Here is a 15,530-nt window from a genome sequence, read left to right as displayed (position 1 = left end):
CCCCCGGCAGCCCGGTCGGTCACATCCGTTCGCCCCGCGGTCCGTTTCGGCTGCGCACGGTCCGCAAACATTCACGATACGTGCCGCAGGCAACCCGCAATACGGGGATGCCAGATCTCCCTCCCCAATCCCGGGGCGAGACATTCTCAGGACTTGGGTTCGAAGGTCTGCGTCAGCGTCCGCCACGTCTCCTTGCGCGTGTCGCCGCCCCAGCCCGCCGCCTTGGCCGTGTACATCAACGCGTACCCGTACTTGCCGCCGACCACGAAACCCCGGTCGATGGTGCGGTACTTGACGCCGCCCTCCGTGTAGGTGAACTCCCAGTCGGCCGTGTTCCAGCCGCGGTAGTCCACCTTCTCTATACGGATCTTCTTGTACTGCGCCCGCACCATGTAGCGCTCCTGGTTCCTCCAGTCCGCCACCGGGTCGCCCTTGGGCGTGGACGTCCAGGCGACGAGCAGCTTCTGCCCGCCGGGCCCGGTGAAGCGGTCGCCCGCCGCGCCGGTGGACCGGTACTTCCAGCCCTTCGGCAGACCGATCGAGTACCCCTGGCTCCCCTGGTGCGTCGACTCGGCCGCCGCGGCCTTCGCGCCGCCGGAGCCGCCCGCGTCCGAGGAACCGCCCGACTGGCCGGTGGGCGTGCTGTCCGACCCGGGCCCGGACGACGTGGGCCCGGTCTCCGCGCCGTCGGTGCGCGTGCCGTCGCTCTTGTCGCCCTTGGTGTCGGCACCGTCCGAGGCGGTGGCGACGGTCTTCCCGCCGCCCTTGCCGGAGGCGCCCTTCGAGCCCGAGTCGTCACCGCTGAGCGCGATGGCGAGCACGGTGCCGATCACGGCGAGCGCCACGACCACCGCGATGATCAACAGGGTCCTGCGCGGCACCACGTCGGTCAGCGGCGCCCGGGGCACGGGCCGCGGCGGCAGGTCCGGCGGCGGCACCACGGGCCAGCCCGAACTCCGCCCCCCGGAGGCCGTCTTCGACTCGGGCGCCGCCCCGCGCTCACCGCCGGCGTCCGCCCCCGATCCCGGCCGCGCCGCACCCGCGGCCCCACTCCGGCCCGCACCACTGTCCGACGCGGAGGCAGCCGTACCCGCCGCGGCGGAAGAGCTCGCGCCCGCCGCCCCGGAGGAGGCCGTGCCCGCTGACCCGGAAGAGGCCTCCTTGGCACCCTCCTTGGCACCGGACTTGGCCGACGCCGCTGCGGCTCCCGCGGCCGCCGCGCCCGAGGCGGCCTTGCGCACGGAACGCAGCGCCCCGCGCAACCGCTCCCCGGCCTCCTCACCCCGCTTGCCGCCGGACCCCGACGAACCCCCCTTGCGCGAGGACCTGTCGGGCTGCGCCGGCAGCGGCACGACCCTGGTGGCGTCCATCGGCTCCGGCTCGGGAGCCTCCGGCGCGTGCAGCACCACGTTCAGCATCGCCCGGGCGCCCGCGTCGTCGAGCCGCTGGGCGGGGTCCTTGGTGAGCAGCCCGTGGATGACGTCCTTCAGCGGGCCCGCGTTCTTCGGCTCCTCCAGCGGCTCGGTCATCACCGCCGTGAGCGTCGCTATGGCCGACCCCTTGTCGTACGGCGGCGCGCCCTCCACCGCCGCGTACAGCAGCCCGCCGAGGGACCACAGGTCGGCCGCCGGGCCCGGCTTGTGCCCGCGCGCCCGCTCCGGGGAGATGTAGGAGGGCGCACCGACGAGCATGCCGGTCGAGGTGATGGACGGGTCGCCCTCGACCTGGGCGATACCGAAGTCGGTGAGCACGACCCGGCCGTCGTCGGAGATCAGGACGTTCGACGGCTTCACGTCACGGTGCAGGATGCCCTCGCGGTGGGCGGACCGCAGCACATCAAGGACGGCGAGACCGACCTCGGCGGCACGCTTCGGCTCGAGCAGGCCGTCCTCCCGGATGACCTCGGCGAGCGACTTGCCCTCGACGAGCTCCATCACGATCCAGGGCCGGTCGTCCTCCTGGACCACGTCGAAGACCGTCACGGCGCTGTTGTTGCGGATCCTCGCGATGGCCTTGGCCTCGCGCAGCGTCCGCGTGATCAGCCGCCGCTTCTCGTCCTGGTCGATGTTGGTCGGGAACCGCAGCTCCTTGACGGCGACCGTCCGCCCCAGCGTCTCGTCCTCGGCGCGCCACACCGTGCCCATGCCGCCTCGGCCGAGCACTTTGCCCAGCCGGTAACGCCCCGCGAGGAGACGCTCCTTGGTGTCCTGACGAGTGTCCTGACGAGATGTGCCCGCCCGCTCCGCCTCCGACATGCGTCCCCTCATACAACCCGCCCTGACAGAGCCTCCATTGTCTCTCACCCGACAAGTGCCCGGCGCCCAGGGGCCCCCTGGCGAGCCCCCGCGGGCCGGCCCCCCGGACACCCGGGTGCGATACGGCCGGCGCGGCCTTGCATGATGGGCCCTGACCAGGGAGGAGTCCGCATGCGGCCGTTTCGGACATTGCTGGCGCTGCCCGCGGCCGCCGCACTCCTGTCCCTGCCCCCGGCCGACTCGTCGGCCCTCTCGATGCCGCCGGTCGACACGGTGCTGCCGCTGCTGGTGACGCAGGGCCGGGCCCCGGCCGCGGCCATGCTCGCCCAGGAGGGCGCCACCACCCGCTATGCCGAAGCCGGGCCGGGAATCGCCCGGTCGGACCACTTCCGTGCCGGAAGCATCACGAAGACGTTCATCGCGACGGTCGTGCTGCAACTGGCCGCCGAGAACCGGCTGTCACTGTCCGACACGGTGGAGCAGCACCTGCCGGGCCTGGTGCGAGGAGCGGGAAACGACGGCCGCGCGCTGACACTGCGCTCCCTGCTCACCCACACCAGCGGCCTGCCCGACTTCACCGCGGACACCGACGGGACCGCCCCGGTCACACCCCGTCAGGCCTTGAACCTCGCTCTCACCCACCCTCCTGCCGAACGTGGCCGCTTCTCCTACTCGAACACCAACTACGTCCTGCTCGGCCTGGTCATCCAGCAGGTCACCGGGCACTCGTACGCCACGGAGGCCGAGCGCCGCATCATCACTCCGCTGCGTCTGACGGGCACCTCCTTCCCTGGATCCCGCTCCACGCTGCCCTCACCGCACGGCCGCGCCTACACCGCCGACGGAACCGACGTCACCGCACTCGACCCGCGGGTGGCCGGAGCCGCGGGCGAGTTGGTGTCCACGCTCGCCGACCTCGACCGCTTCTACGCGGCACTGCTCGGCGGCCGGCTGCTGCCCCCGCACTGGCTGCGCGAGATGCTCGACACCCGTGCCGCACATGGGGCGTACGGCATGGGGCTGTTTCCCGAGAGGCTTCCGTGCGGCACGCGGGTGTGGGGGCACAACGGGCACATATCCGGCAGCTACGTGCGCAGCGCGGCCACCGTCGACGGCCGTCGTGTCCTCACCTTCCGCGTGAACACGGACGCGGTCGCAGATCCCGGTCTCGAACCCGCGATGCTCGCCGCCGAGTTCTGCCCCCGCACCTCGTAGAACGACCCGTCCTCGAACGAAGATCCCACTTCCCGCCACTCGTTCGAGTGACATCCGGCCGCCGCGGAACGCGTCGGGGCCCGGCCCACCGCGGAACGAGTCGCGGCCCGACCCACCACGGAACCAATCGCGGCCCGACCCACCACGGAACCAATCGCGGCCCGACCCACCACGGAACCAATCGCGGCCCGGTCTACAACGGAACCAATCGCGGCCCGGTCTACAACGGAACCAATCGCGGCCCGGTCTACAACGGCACGAGTCGCGGCCCGGTCTACAACGGCACGATGTCCGGCGCTCCCAGCCGCGCCGCGTCCGCCGTCAGGTCGTCCGGCTGCCGCTGTGACTCGCGCTCGGCCTCCACACGCTTCTGGTAGTGCTCGACCTCGCGCTCGATCTGGTTCTTGTCCCAGCCGAGCACCGGCGCCATCAGCTGCGCGGCGTCGCGCGCGCTGCGGGCTCCCCGGTCGAAGGTCTCGATCGAGATGCGCGTCCGCCGGGTCAGTACGTCGTCCAGATGCCGCGCCCCCTCGTGGGAGGCCGCGTACACGATCTCGGCACGCAGGTAGTCGTCGGCAGCGGCCAGGGGTTCGCCCAGCGACGGGTCCTCGGCGATGAGGTCGAGGAGTTCCTCGGTCAGCGCCCCGTAGCGGTTCAGCAGGTGCTCGACCCGCACCACGTGGAGGCCGGTCCGGGCGGCGATCCGCGCTCGCGCGTTCCACAGTGCCCGGTAACCCTCGGCGCCCAGCAGCGGCACGTCCTCGGTGACGCACTCGGCGACACGCATGTCGAGCCCGTGCACCGCCGCGTCCACGGCGTCCTTGGCCATGACCCGGTACGTCGTGTACTTGCCGCCCGCCACGACGACCAGCCCGGGCACCGGATGCGCCACGGTGTGCTCACGGGACAGTTTGCTGGTCGCGTCGGACTCACCCGCGAGCAGCGGCCGCAGGCCCGCGTAGACGCCCTGGACGTCGTCCCTGGTGAGCGGTACCGACAGCACCGAGTTCACATGTTCCAGCAAGTAGTCGATGTCCGCGCTGGACGCCGCCGGGTGGGCCTTGTCGAGGTCCCAGTCGGTGTCCGTGGTGCCGACGATCCAGTGCCGGCCCCAGGGGATGACGAACAGCACCGACTTCTCCGTGCGCAGGATCAGCCCGGTCGTGGAGTGGATCCGGTCGCGCGGCACGACCAGGTGGATGCCCTTGGACGCGCGGACGTGGAACTGGCCGCGCTCCCCGACCATCGCCTGGGTGTCGTCCGTCCACACGCCGGTCGCGTTGACGACCTGCTTGGCGCGGATCTCGTACTCGCCGCCCGCCTCGACGTCCTGCACCCGGGCCCCGACGACGCGCTCGCCCTCGCGCAGGAAGCCCGTCACCCGCGCCCGGTTGGCGGCCTTCGCGCCGTACGCCACCGCCGTGCGCACCAGGTTCGTCACATACCGGGCGTCGTCCATCTGCGCGTCGTAGTACTGCAACGCCCCGACCAGGGCGTCCTTCTTCAAGCACGGGGCCACGCGCAGGGCGTGAGAGCGCGTCAGGTGGCGGTGCATCGGCAGGCCCCGGCCGTGTCCGCGGGCCATGGACATGGCGTCGTACAGGGCGACGCCCGAACCGGCGTAGAACCGCTCCCAGCCCTTGTGCTGCAACGGGTACAGGAACGGCACGGGCTTCACCAGATGCGGGGCGAGCCGCTCCAGGAGCAGGCCGCGCTCCTTCAGGGCCTCGCGCACCAGCGCGAAGTCGAGCATCTCCAGATAGCGCAGGCCGCCGTGGATGAGCTTGCTGGACCGGCTGGAAGTACCGGACGCCCAGTCGCGCGCCTCGACGAGACCTGTGGACAGGCCCCGCGTCACGGCGTCGAGCGCGGTGCCCGCACCGACCACACCCGCGCCCACGACCAGCACGTCCAGCTCGCGCTCGGCCATGGCCGCGAGTGACTCGGCGCGCTGCGCCGGTCCGAGTGTCGCTGTCCTCACCGCTGCCTCCCGCTCATCGGTCGCACGGGCCGCACCCGTCGGGTGAGACCCCGTCCGTATCCCCCTGCCCAGATTCTGACCGGGTTGCCCGACTTCAGCCACCACGGGCCCTCAGCCTGTGGACAACACACACGGAACACTCACCGAAACTCGGCCGAGCAATCCCGCATATCGGTCATATTTACTCCTAGTCTGACATTGCGCTCGCCCGTCCTGTCCACAGGGCTTGCGCACCTGTCCCACTTCGGCTATCGGGAAGGACGGCCACGCCATGCCCGCAGATCTCGCCGTCATCGGACTCGGCGCGTACGGCCTGCCCCTGGCCCAGGCCGCCGTCGCCGCAGGCATCCCCACCCTCGGCTACCGGACCGGGCCCGAGGCCGGCGCGCTCAGCCCCGCCGAACTGCGCCGGATGCTCTCGGGGGGCTTCCGGCCGACCACCGACCCGGCCGAGCTCGGCCGGGTGCGCACGGCGGTCATCTGCGCGCCGACCCCGCGGGGCGCGGACGGCAGGCTCGACCTGAGCCGGCTGGAGACGGCCGCCCGCACCCTGGCCGCCCATCTGCGCCCGCACACCACAGTGATTCTGGAGTCACCGGTGTACCCGGGGACGACGGAGACATTCCTGCGCCCGCTCCTCGAAGAGGGCTCCGGACTGCGCGCGGGCCGCGACTTCCACCTCGCGTACTCCCCCAGCCGTGTCGACCCCGGCAACCGGGACGCCACCCCGGCGACCACTCCCAAGGTCATCGGTGGCCTCACCCCGGCCTGCACCGAGTCGGCTGCCGCCTTCTACGGACGGCTGACGGACAAGGTGGTACGCGCGCGTGGACTGCGCGAGGCGGAGACGGTGCAGCTGCTGGAGACCAACTACCGGCACGTGAACATCGCCCTTGTGAACGAGATGGCGGTGCTCTGCAACGACCTGGGCGTCGACCTGTGGGACGTCGTCCGCTGCGCGGAGACCAAGCCGTACGGCTTCCAGGCCTTCCGCCCGGGCCCCGGCGTGGGCGGCCACTCCGTCCCCCAGGACCTGACCGCCGGCGGCGGCCGCGGCCTGCGCATGGTGGAACTGGCCCAGGAGGTCAACAACCGCATGCCGCGCTACGTCGTCCAGCGCGCCGCCACGCTCCTCAACGAGCACGGCAAGTCGGCCCGGGGTGCCCGCGTGCTCCTCCTCGGCGTCACCTACAAGCCCGACCTCGCCGACCTCCAGGGCACCCCCGCCCAGGAGATCGCCCTGCGCCTGAGGGAACTGGGCGCCTCGGTCAGCTACCACGACCCGTACGTCCCCTCCTGGAGCGTCCTCGACCACCCCGTCCCGCGCGCGGACTCCCTGTACGAGGCGGCAGCCGACGCGGACCTGACCATCCTCCTCCAGCAGCACCGCACGTACGACCTCCAGGGCCTGTCGGTGAAGGCCCAGCTCCTGCTGGACACGCGGGGGGCAGCGCCTACGGGGGCGGCGCATCGGTTGTGAAAGGAGGCGCGCGGGGTGCGTGAGCTGTGGGACTGGTGGCATGCGACACGCGGCGCGGGTACCTTACGGACACAGACGGAGCCCACCGCAGGGGGTACTGCGGCAGGCTCCAGGATGGATCACGAAGTGTCCGCCCCTAGGCTTCTTGGGGGCGGGCGCTCACCATCCGAAACAAGGTGGAGCCCACCGCAGCGGTCACTGCGGCAGGCTCCTGGATGGATCACGGAGTGTCCGCCCCTATTCCTCTTGGGGGCGGCCGCTCACCATCCGAAAATCCGCAAGATCCACCTCCTCCGGCACTGCACCATCCGAAGACGGAGTCGGTCCCAGCGGGTGGGCTTGCGGTGGCGTCCCCAGGGTGCCGCTCAAGGACACCAGCGCTTCGAAACCACCCTCCACGGAAAGCACCCGTGCGCCCTCCAACGGCAACACGCGCCCCTTCACGCCCACTTGGGCATGCGAAAGGGCCCAGCCACTTCCCCGAGTGACCAGGCCCTTCTCAAGCTGAGCGGACTACCGCCGGTGCTGTGAGTCCGCCACCGTCACCTCGACGCGCTGGAACTCCTTGAGCTCGCTGTAGCCCGTGGTGGCCATGGCGCGGCGCAGGGCGCCGAAGAGGTTCATGGAGCCGTCCGGGGTGTGGGACGGGCCGGTGAGGATCTCCTCGATGGTCCCGACCGTGCCGAGGTCGACCTTCTTGCCGCGCGGCAGCTCCTCGTTCACGGCCTCCATGCCCCAGTGGTTGCCCTTGCCCGGTCCGTCGGTGGCACGGGCCAGCGGGGAGCCCATCATCACCGAGTCCGCGCCGCAGGCGATCGCCTTGGGCAGGTCGCCGGACCAGCCGACACCGCCGTCCGCGATCACGTGCACGTACCGGCCGCCGGACTCGTCCATGTAGTCACGGCGGGCGGCGGCCACGTCAGCGACCGCCGTGGCCATCGGGACCTGGATGCCGAGCACGTTGCGCGTGGTGTGCGCCGCGCCGCCGCCGAAGCCGACCAGCACACCGGCCGCGCCGGTACGCATCAGGTGCAGGGCCGCCGTGTACGTGGCGCAGCCGCCGACGATCACGGGGACGTCCAGCTCGTAGATGAACTGCTTCAGGTTCAGCGGCTCGTGCGCGCCGGAGACGTGCTCCGCGGAGACCGTCGTACCGCGGATGACGAAGATGTCGACGCCCGCGTCCACGACGGCCTTGGAGAACTGGGCGGTGCGCTGCGGGGAGAGCGCGGCGGCGGTGACGACGCCGGAGTCGCGCACCTCCTTGATCCGCTGCCCGATCAGCTCCTCCTTGATGGGAGCGGCGTAGATCTCCTGCAGACGGCGGGTCGCGGTCTCCGAGTCCAGCCCGGCGATCTCGTCGAGCAGCGGCTGCGGGTCCTCGTAGCGGGTCCACAGGCCTTCGAGGTTCAGCACGCCGAGGCCGCCGAGCTCGCCGATGCGGATGGCGGTGGCCGGGGAGACGACCGAGTCCATGGGAGCGGCCAGGAAGGGCAGCTCGAAGCGGTAGGCGTCGATCTGCCAGGCGATCGAGACCTCCTTCGGGTCCCGCGTACGGCGGCTGGGGACGACGGCGATGTCGTCGAAGGCGTACGCCCGGCGGCCGCGCTTGCCGCGCCCGATCTCGATCTCAGTCACGTCTGTGGCCTTTCCCTGATGCGTTGCAGCGTCTTCCAGTATCGCCGACGGGCACGACGAGGGCGGCCCCGGATACCCCGGGGCCGCCCTCGGAAGGCCGGGCCGCTACTTGCTGCGGCTGTAGTTCGGCGCCTCGACCGTCATCTGGATGTCGTGCGGGTGGCTCTCCTTGAGGCCCGCCGAGGTGATCCGGACGAAGCGGCCCTTGGTCTCCATCTCGTCGATGGAGGCGGCGCCCACGTAACCCATGGTCTGGCGCAGACCGCCGACGAGCTGGTGCAGCACGTTGGCCAGCGGGCCGCGGTAGGGCACCTGGCCCTCGATGCCCTCGGGCACGAGCTTGTCGTCGGAGCCGACCTCGGCCTGGAAGTAGCGGTCCTTGGAGTACGACTTGGCCTGGCCGCGGGACTGCATCGCGCCGAGCGAGCCCATGCCGCGGTAGGACTTGAACTGCTTGCCGTTGATGAACTGCAGCTCCCCCGGGGACTCCTCACAGCCCGCGAGGAGACTGCCCAGCATCACCGTGTCGGCACCGGCGGCCAGGGCCTTGCCGATGTCACCGGAGTACTGCAGGCCACCGTCGCCGATCAGCGGGATGCCCGCCGGGCGGGCCGCGAGGGACGCCTCGTAGATGGCGGTGACCTGCGGGACGCCGATGCCGGCGACCACGCGGGTGGTGCAGATCGAGCCGGGGCCCACGCCGACCTTGATGCCGTCGACACCGGCGTCGATCAGCGCCTGGGCGCCGTCACGCGTGGCGACGTTGCCGCCGATCACGTCGACGCCGACGCTCGACTTGATCTTCGCCATCCAGCTGAGCGCGTTGCTGTTGTGGCCGTGCGAGGTGTCGACGACCAGGAAGTCCACACCCGCACCGGCGAGCGCCTGGGCGCGCTCCAGGGCCTCGGGGCTGGCGCCCACGGCCGCGCCGACGAGCAGCCGGCCCTCGGAGTCCTTGGCCGCGTTGGGGTACTGCTCGGCCTTGACGAAGTCCTTGACCGTGATCAGGCCCTTGAGGATGCCCGCGTCGTCGACCAGGGGCAGCTTCTCGATCTTGTGGCGGCGCAGCAGCTCCATGGCGTCGGCGCCGGAGATGCCGACCTTGCCGGTGACCAGCGGCATGGGCGTCATGACCTCGCGCACCTGACGGGTGCGGTCGGTCTCGAAGGCCATGTCGCGGTTGGTGACGATGCCGAGCAGCTTCTTGTTTCCGTCGGTGACGGGGACGCCGCTGATGCGGAACTTGGCGCACAGGGCGTCGGCCTCGCCCAGCGTCGCGTCGGGGTGCACCGTGATCGGGTCGGTGACCATGCCGGACTCGGAGCGCTTGACCAGGTCGACCTGGTTGACCTGGTCCTCGATGGAGAGGTTGCGGTGCAGCACGCCGACGCCGCCCTGGCGGGCCATCGCGATCGCCATGCGGGACTCGGTCACCTTGTCCATCGCCGCGGAGAGCAGCGGGATGTTGACCCGGACGTTGCGGGAGATGCGGGACGAGGTGTCGACCGCGTTGGGGAGCACCTCGGATGCACCCGGCAGCAGCAGCACGTCGTCGTAGGTCAGCCCGAGTGTCGCGAATTTTCCGGGCACTCCGTCGACGTTGGCAGTCATGACACCTTCCCCAAATGGCCTTGATCGGTGCGGATGTCCATGCTAACGGGAAGCGACGCTGTCTCATTCCACGGTTCCGCCCGGCTCCGGGCTTCGTATGTTCGTACGGAAGCGGTGCCCCGCCTGTTCAACTGAGGGGTTCCTTCAAGCGGGGCTACTGCTCGGCCAGCGCCCGCAGCCGGCTCAGCGCCCTGTGCTGGGCCACCCGGACCGCACCGGGTGACATTCCCAACATCTGGCCGGTCTCCTCGGCCGTGAGCCCCACCGCGATGCGCAGCAGCAGCAGCTCCCGCTGGTTCTCGGGGAGGTTGGCCAGGAGTTTCTTGGCCCATTCCGCGTCGCTGCTGAGCAGGGCACGCTCCTCCGGGCCGAGCGAGTCGTCGGGGCGCTCGGGCATCTCGTCGGAGGGCACGGCCGTCGAGCCGGGGTGGCGCATCGCCGCGCGCTGGAGGTCGGCGACCTTGTGAGCGGCGATGGCGAAGACGAACGCCTCGAAGGGACGGCCGGTGTCCCGGTAGCGGGGCAGTGCGAGGAGCACCGCCACGCAGACCTCCTGCGCCAGGTCCTCCACGAAGTGCCGCGCGTCGCCCGGGAGACGGGACAGACGGGTGCGGCAGTAGCGCAGGGCCAGGGGGTGGACATGGGCGAGCAGGTCGTGCGTCGCCTGCTCGTCCCCGTCGACGGCGCGGTGGACGAGCGCCCCGATCGGACCCTGGGCATGGGCCGCCTCGTCGTCGCGCATCGGTCCATGGTGCCTTGCGGCCGCGGGGTCCGCGGCATCGCGCCCGTTGTTGTGCACCGAAGCGTTATGAGCAGGTGCGCCGGCACTCATCCCCTGCGCCCTCCCCTTCCGCTCGACCGACTCGTCCCCGAGGAACTCCACACCCTCAAGGATGCGGCATCCGCGGCGAAACGAGCAGCGGGCCTCCGGTGAACCCCCGGTCCACCCGCGCCCACCTGGAGTTCCGTGCTCTCACCACGAGCGCTGGGGCCTGCCGTTCGGATCAATCCGGGGATTTGGGCCCGCGCCCTCGCGGGCTCTCGGCCCCGCCCGGGCGGGAGCGGCTCCCGGCCGGCGTCGCCGTCGGCCGCCGGGGCCGTGCCGCGCGGGTACGGCTCACGCGGGGGCATCGGTGTGCCCCCGCTCTCCGGCTGCCGCCGGAGGCCGCGCGTCGAAGCCGACCCGATCCGAAGGACAGGCCCTAGCGCACCAGACCCCACCGGAAGCCGAGCGCCACGGCGTGGGCCCGGTCCGAGGCGCCCAGCTTCTTGAACAGGCGCCGGGCGTGCGTCTTGACGGTGTCCTCGGAGAGGAACAGCTCACGGCCGATCTCGGCGTTCGAGCGGCCGTGGCTCATGCCTTCGAGGACCTGGATCTCACGCGCCGTGAGCGTGGGCGCCGCACCCATCTCGGCCGAGCGCAGCCGGCGCGGCGCGAGCCGCCAGGTCGGGTCGGCCAGGGCCTGGGTCACCGTCGCGCGCAGTTCCGCGCGGGAGGCGTCCTTGTGCAGATAGCCGCGGGCACCGGCGGCGACCGCGAGGGCCACGCCGTCCAGGTCCTCGGCGACGGTGAGCATGATGATGCGCGCACCGGGGTCGGCGGACAGCAGCCGCCTGACCGTCTCGACGCCGCCCAGTCCGGGCATGCGTACGTCCATCAGAATCAGGTCCGAGCGGTCGGCGCCCCAGCGGCGGAGGACTTCCTCGCCGTTGGCCGCCGTCGTCACGCGCTCTACGCCGGGCACGGTCGCGACCGCACGACGGAGCGCCTCTCGGGCAAGCGGGGAGTCGTCGCAGACGAGGACGGATGTCATGACCGCCCTCCGCAGCTGATGCGCGTCACCTTGAGCCTCCAGGCTGGTACGAAATCGTCACCTGTGCGGTCGACCGTCTCGGACGCCCGCCCGAGCGCTTGTTCCTTCAACCGCCTCGCACTCTCAACGACGGTCACTCGAAAGAGTTACGGGGGTGGCTGCCATCTTCGGCACTCTACGTGAGGGGGCGGACACGGTGCAGATATGCGCAGCAGACCCTCGAAGTTTCATCACAACCCGTGCCCCATTCAGACCCATTTCTTCCGCTTTGCCAGTGTCTGGAGCTAGATTCGCAATGAGTCATATTTTCATCTCCTTAGATCGTAGTTGTACGGTCGTAGACACCGGATCCGCCCAGAACGGCTACAAGGGGTCACGTAATGGCAGATTTCTCCCGCCTTCCCGGACCGAACGCGGACCTGTGGGACTGGCAGCTGCTGGCTGCCTGTCGCGGAGTGGACAGCTCGCTGTTCTTCCATCCGGAGGGCGAGCGCGGTGCGGCGAGGAGCGCTCGTGAGAACTCGGCCAAAGAGGTCTGCATGAGGTGCCCGGTACGTGCCGAGTGCGCCGCACACGCGCTGGCGGTGCGCGAGCCGTACGGCGTGTGGGGCGGACTGACCGAGGACGAGCGCGAAGAACTGATGGGGCGGGCGCGCAACCGGCTGGTGTCGGCGTCGGCACTGGGCGGGCACACCGCCTCGAACAATTGAAGGAACGTTTCTTCGAACGGGCACGCGCACGCGTGCCGTTGGTTTTTGACGCGGGTGGCCGTATTGCATGCGGGTGACCGTATGGACGCGGGTGACCGTATGGACGCGGATGGCCATGTGGACGCGGGCGGCCGTGTGGACGCGGGCGGCCGTGTGAACACGGGCAGGCCCCTCGCCCCGGAGCGCCGCCGCGCCCGCTACGGGCGGCGGGCGGCCCGGGTCAGCTGGTCGAGGGTCGCGGCCACCGCCGGGACCTGCGCGAGGTCGGGCAGCGTGAGCGCGACGATCTCCCGCCGCACCGCCGGTTCGAGCCGCACGGTGCGCACCCCCCGGGGCCGTACCGACTCGACGGCCAGCTGGGGCAGCACGGCGACGCCCAGACCGGCGCCGACCAGCCCGACCACCGCCGGATAGTCGTCGGTGGCGAAGTCGATGCGCGGGGTGAAGCCGGCCGCCGCGCACACCTCCACCAACTGCCCACGGCAGCGCGGGCAGCCCGCGATCCACGGCTCCTCGGTGAGCTCACCGATGTCGACGGACCGCGCGCCCGCGAGCCGGTGCCGCTCCGGCACGAGCGCGACGAGCCGGTCCGACAGCAGCGGCCGTACGACGAGGTCGTCCCACTCCTGCGCGCTCGCCGACCCCTCGTAGCGGAAGGCGAGCGCCACGTCGCAGTCGCCGTCGCGCAGCAGGCCCACGGAGGCGGGCGGCTCGGCCTCCTCCAGGGAGACACGGGTGCCCGGGTGCGCCGCGCGCAGTGCCGCGAGAGCCGTGGGGACGAGGGTGGAGCTGCCGCTGGGGAAGGAGACGAGCCGGACCCGGCCCGCGCGCAGCCCGGCGATGGCGGCGACCTCCTCCTCCGCCGCTGTGAGCCCGGCGAGGATCCCGGAGGCATGCCGCACCAGGGCCTCGCCGGCCTGGGTCAGGCGCATCTCGCGTCCCGTGCGGATCAGCAGCGGGGTGCCCACGGAGGTTTCCAGGGCCTTCATCTGCTGGCTGACGGCGGGCTGGGTACAGCCCAGCTCCCGGCCCGCGGCGGAGAAGGAACCGGTGGTCGCGACGGCGCGCAGGACACGGAGATGACGAGCTTCGATCACTCTTCGAGGATAAGCGACGCTTTGACGACGATGCGAATATTGCGTCGACGCTTTGGGGAGTGGTCGCCTACCGTGCGGGTCATGAAGCTTCTGTCTGTGAATCTGGGCCGCGCCGAGGCCGCGCCGTACGCGGACGGCCCCGGGGGCGTGACCGGAATCGACAAGCGGCCGGTGGACGGGCCGGTGCGGGTGTCCGCGCCCGGACCCAAGGGGATCGGCGGGAGCGGGCTCGCCGGTGACGCGGTGTGCAAGCTGGAGCACCACGGCGGCGACGATCAGGCGGTGTACGCCATGGCCCGCGAGGACATGGACGAGTGGGAGCGCGAGCTGGGCCGGACACTGGCCGACGGCGCGTTCGGCGAGAACCTCACGACCCGCGGTCTTGACGTGTCCGGCGCGCTGATCGGCGAGCGCTGGCGCATCGGCCCCGAGGTGGTGCTGGAGATCACCTCCGGGCGGATTCCGTGCCGTACGTTCCAGGGCCACCTGGGTGAGAAGGGCTGGGTGAAGCGGTTCACGCGGCGGGGGGCGCCGGGGGCGTATCTGCGGGTGATCGTGCCCGGGGAGATCCGCGCGGGCGACGCCGTGGAGATCGTGCACCGGCCCGGCCACGACGTGACGGTAGCCCTTCAGTTCCGGGCGGTGACGACCGAGCGGACGCTGCTGCCGCGCCTGCTGGCCGCGGGCGAGGCTCTGCACCCGGAGCTGCTGCGGACGGCTCGGGAGTACGAGGAGAAGTACGGGGGCTGATGGCCGCTCACCACGCCTGTCTCCACGGACCCTTCACCACGGACGGCCCCACGGGGAAGCGGATGCACCCGGTCCGGGTCACTAACCTTCTGCCATGACAACGGCTCTGATTACGGGATCGACGGCAGGCATCGGAGCCGCGTTCGCGCGGCGACTGGCGGCGGACGGGCACAACCTGGTGCTGGTGGCCCGCGACACCAAGCGGCTGCACGAGCAGGCGACCGAACTGCACGACCGGCACGGCATCGAGGCGGAGGTGCTGACGGCCGACCTGGCCGAGGACAAGGGGATCGAGGCGGTGGCCGGACGCCTCGGCGACCGCAGGAACCCCGTCGACCTCCTGATCAACAACGCCGGATTCGGCAACAAGGGCCGCTACCTGGACGTCTCCATGGCCGATGAGCTGCGGATGCTGAAGGTGCACTGCGAGGCGGTGCTGCGGCTGACGTCGGCGGCGGCCGAGGCGATGCGCGAGCGGGGCCGGGGCGGCGTGGTCAACGTGGCGTCGGTGGCCGCGTTCGTCCCTCGGGGCACCTACGGTGCCTCCAAGGCGTGGGTCGTGCAGTTCACCCAGGGCGCCGCGCGCGACCTGGCCGGCAGCGGCGTACGGCTGATGGCGCTCTGCCCTGGGTTCGTGCGCACCGAGTTCCACGACCGGGCCGGGATGGGCACCGACAACATCCCCGGCTGGATGTGGCTCGACGCGGACAAGCTGGTGGCGGCGGCGCTGCACGACCTGGCGCGCGGCAAGACGCTGTCCATCCCGGACCCGCGCTACAAGGCGCTGATGGGGGCGGCGAAGCTGGTGCCTCGGGGGATGCTGGGAGCGGTGTCCTCCAGGACGGGACGCAAGTACGGGCCGCAGTAGCGTCGCGTCGGCCGGCTCGCCTTCCTCCCCCCCCCCATGAGCCGGGAGGCACCCGGGCGTTCCCCTTGGGACAATGAAGCTGTTCAGCCGGACCCAGGGGGGCCGGAGGCG

General features: G+C 71.3%; 12 protein-coding genes and 1 pseudogene. 5 read left to right on the top strand and 8 right to left on the bottom strand.

Annotated elements, in window-relative coordinates; all coding sequences use genetic code 11:
• Window positions 1-146: 146 nt before the first annotated feature.
• Window positions 147-2,255 (bottom strand): protein kinase, encoded by a 2,109-nt coding sequence (locus ACFZDE_RS11405; protein ID WP_391199455.1) that lies wholly within the window; start codon window positions 2,253-2,255, stop codon window positions 147-149.
• Window positions 2,256-2,426: 171 nt separating this feature from the next.
• On the opposite strand from ACFZDE_RS11405, the gene ACFZDE_RS11400 reads away from it, so the two are divergent.
• Window positions 2,427-3,470, top strand: a complete 1,044-nt coding sequence (locus ACFZDE_RS11400; RefSeq protein WP_391199453.1) for a serine hydrolase — start codon at window positions 2,427-2,429, stop codon at window positions 3,468-3,470.
• A gap of 108 nt (window positions 3,471-3,578) precedes the next feature.
• Here ACFZDE_RS11400 and ACFZDE_RS11395 read toward each other — a convergent pair.
• Both ACFZDE_RS11395 and ACFZDE_RS11390 read right to left on the bottom strand, forming a co-directional pair.
• A pseudogene (locus ACFZDE_RS11395) lies at window positions 3,579-3,647 on the bottom strand (hypothetical protein); the annotation flags it as partial.
• 97 nt (window positions 3,648-3,744) lie between these two features.
• Window positions 3,745-5,451, bottom strand: a complete 1,707-nt coding sequence (locus ACFZDE_RS11390) for an FAD-dependent oxidoreductase (protein WP_390993250.1) — start codon at window positions 5,449-5,451, stop codon at window positions 3,745-3,747.
• A 271-nt stretch (window positions 5,452-5,722) separates the two neighbouring features.
• Between ACFZDE_RS11390 and ACFZDE_RS11385 the strand changes: the two genes are divergently transcribed.
• A complete protein-coding gene (locus ACFZDE_RS11385; protein WP_390993248.1) occupies window positions 5,723-6,931 on the top strand; it encodes a nucleotide sugar dehydrogenase in 1,209 nt (402 codons plus the stop codon).
• A 513-nt stretch (window positions 6,932-7,444) separates the two neighbouring features.
• Here the strand turns inward: ACFZDE_RS11385 and ACFZDE_RS11380 are convergent.
• From ACFZDE_RS11380 to ACFZDE_RS11365, 4 genes are all read right to left on the bottom strand, one after another.
• Complete coding sequence (locus ACFZDE_RS11380) at window positions 7,445-8,569, bottom strand: GuaB3 family IMP dehydrogenase-related protein (RefSeq protein WP_390993246.1); 1,125 nt, start codon at window positions 8,567-8,569, stop codon at window positions 7,445-7,447.
• A 105-nt stretch (window positions 8,570-8,674) separates the two neighbouring features.
• Window positions 8,675-10,180 (bottom strand): IMP dehydrogenase, encoded by a 1,506-nt coding sequence (gene guaB / locus ACFZDE_RS11375; RefSeq protein WP_221756426.1) that lies wholly within the window; start codon window positions 10,178-10,180, stop codon window positions 8,675-8,677.
• Window positions 10,181-10,334: 154 nt separating this feature from the next.
• Entirely contained in the window at window positions 10,335-10,922 is a 588-nt protein-coding gene (locus ACFZDE_RS11370) for a sigma-70 family RNA polymerase sigma factor (RefSeq protein ID WP_185014700.1), read from the bottom strand.
• 460 nt (window positions 10,923-11,382) lie between these two features.
• Window positions 11,383-11,994: a response regulator transcription factor gene (locus ACFZDE_RS11365; protein ID WP_003948568.1), complete on the bottom strand. Its 612-nt coding sequence runs from the start codon at window positions 11,992-11,994 to the stop codon at window positions 11,383-11,385.
• 380 nt (window positions 11,995-12,374) lie between these two features.
• On the opposite strand from ACFZDE_RS11365, the gene ACFZDE_RS11360 reads away from it, so the two are divergent.
• Entirely contained in the window at window positions 12,375-12,704 is a 330-nt protein-coding gene (locus ACFZDE_RS11360) for a WhiB family transcriptional regulator (RefSeq protein WP_390993243.1), read from the top strand.
• 197 nt (window positions 12,705-12,901) lie between these two features.
• On the opposite strand, the gene ACFZDE_RS11355 is transcribed toward ACFZDE_RS11360, so the two are convergent.
• Window positions 12,902-13,801 (bottom strand): LysR substrate-binding domain-containing protein, encoded by a 900-nt coding sequence (locus ACFZDE_RS11355; RefSeq protein ID WP_391199451.1) that lies wholly within the window; start codon window positions 13,799-13,801, stop codon window positions 12,902-12,904.
• 81 nt (window positions 13,802-13,882) lie between these two features.
• On the opposite strand from ACFZDE_RS11355, the gene ACFZDE_RS11350 reads away from it, so the two are divergent.
• Both ACFZDE_RS11350 and ACFZDE_RS11345 read left to right on the top strand, forming a co-directional pair.
• Entirely contained in the window at window positions 13,883-14,551 is a 669-nt protein-coding gene (locus tag ACFZDE_RS11350) for an MOSC domain-containing protein (RefSeq protein WP_391199449.1), read from the top strand.
• A 94-nt stretch (window positions 14,552-14,645) separates the two neighbouring features.
• Window positions 14,646-15,419, top strand: coding sequence for an SDR family NAD(P)-dependent oxidoreductase (locus ACFZDE_RS11345; RefSeq protein ID WP_390993237.1), 774 nt, complete (start codon window positions 14,646-14,648; stop codon window positions 15,417-15,419).
• Window positions 15,420-15,530: the final 111 nt, after the last annotated feature.

This window comes from Streptomyces sp. NPDC007929 (genome assembly GCF_042959065.1).
GTDB lineage: Bacteria > Actinomycetota > Actinomycetes > Streptomycetales > Streptomycetaceae > Streptomyces.
The sequence above is the reverse complement of the archived record's forward strand: the minus strand, read 5'-3'. Positions and strand labels throughout refer to the sequence as shown.

Bases quoted from the DNA above. Each gene is read 5' to 3' on its own strand.
- ACFZDE_RS11370 (WP_185014700.1), bottom strand. From the start codon at position 10,922: ATGCGCGACGACGAGGCGGCCCATGCCCAGGGTCCGATCGGGGCGCTC.
- ACFZDE_RS11385 (WP_390993248.1), top strand. From the start codon at position 5,723: ATGCCCGCAGATCTCGCCGTCATCGGACTCGGCGCGTACGGCCTGCCC.
- ACFZDE_RS11345 (WP_390993237.1), top strand. From the start codon at position 14,646: ATGACAACGGCTCTGATTACGGGATCGACGGCAGGCATCGGAGCCGCG.
- ACFZDE_RS11350 (WP_391199449.1), top strand. From the start codon at position 13,883: ATGAAGCTTCTGTCTGTGAATCTGGGCCGCGCCGAGGCCGCGCCGTAC.
- ACFZDE_RS11360 (WP_390993243.1), top strand. From the start codon at position 12,375: ATGGCAGATTTCTCCCGCCTTCCCGGACCGAACGCGGACCTGTGGGAC.
- ACFZDE_RS11405 (WP_391199455.1), bottom strand. From the start codon at position 2,255: ATGTCGGAGGCGGAGCGGGCGGGCACATCTCGTCAGGACACTCGTCAG.
- ACFZDE_RS11365 (WP_003948568.1), bottom strand. From the start codon at position 11,994: ATGACATCCGTCCTCGTCTGCGACGACTCCCCGCTTGCCCGAGAGGCG.
- guaB (WP_221756426.1), bottom strand. From the start codon at position 10,180: ATGACTGCCAACGTCGACGGAGTGCCCGGAAAATTCGCGACACTCGGG.
- ACFZDE_RS11400 (WP_391199453.1), top strand. From the start codon at position 2,427: ATGCGGCCGTTTCGGACATTGCTGGCGCTGCCCGCGGCCGCCGCACTC.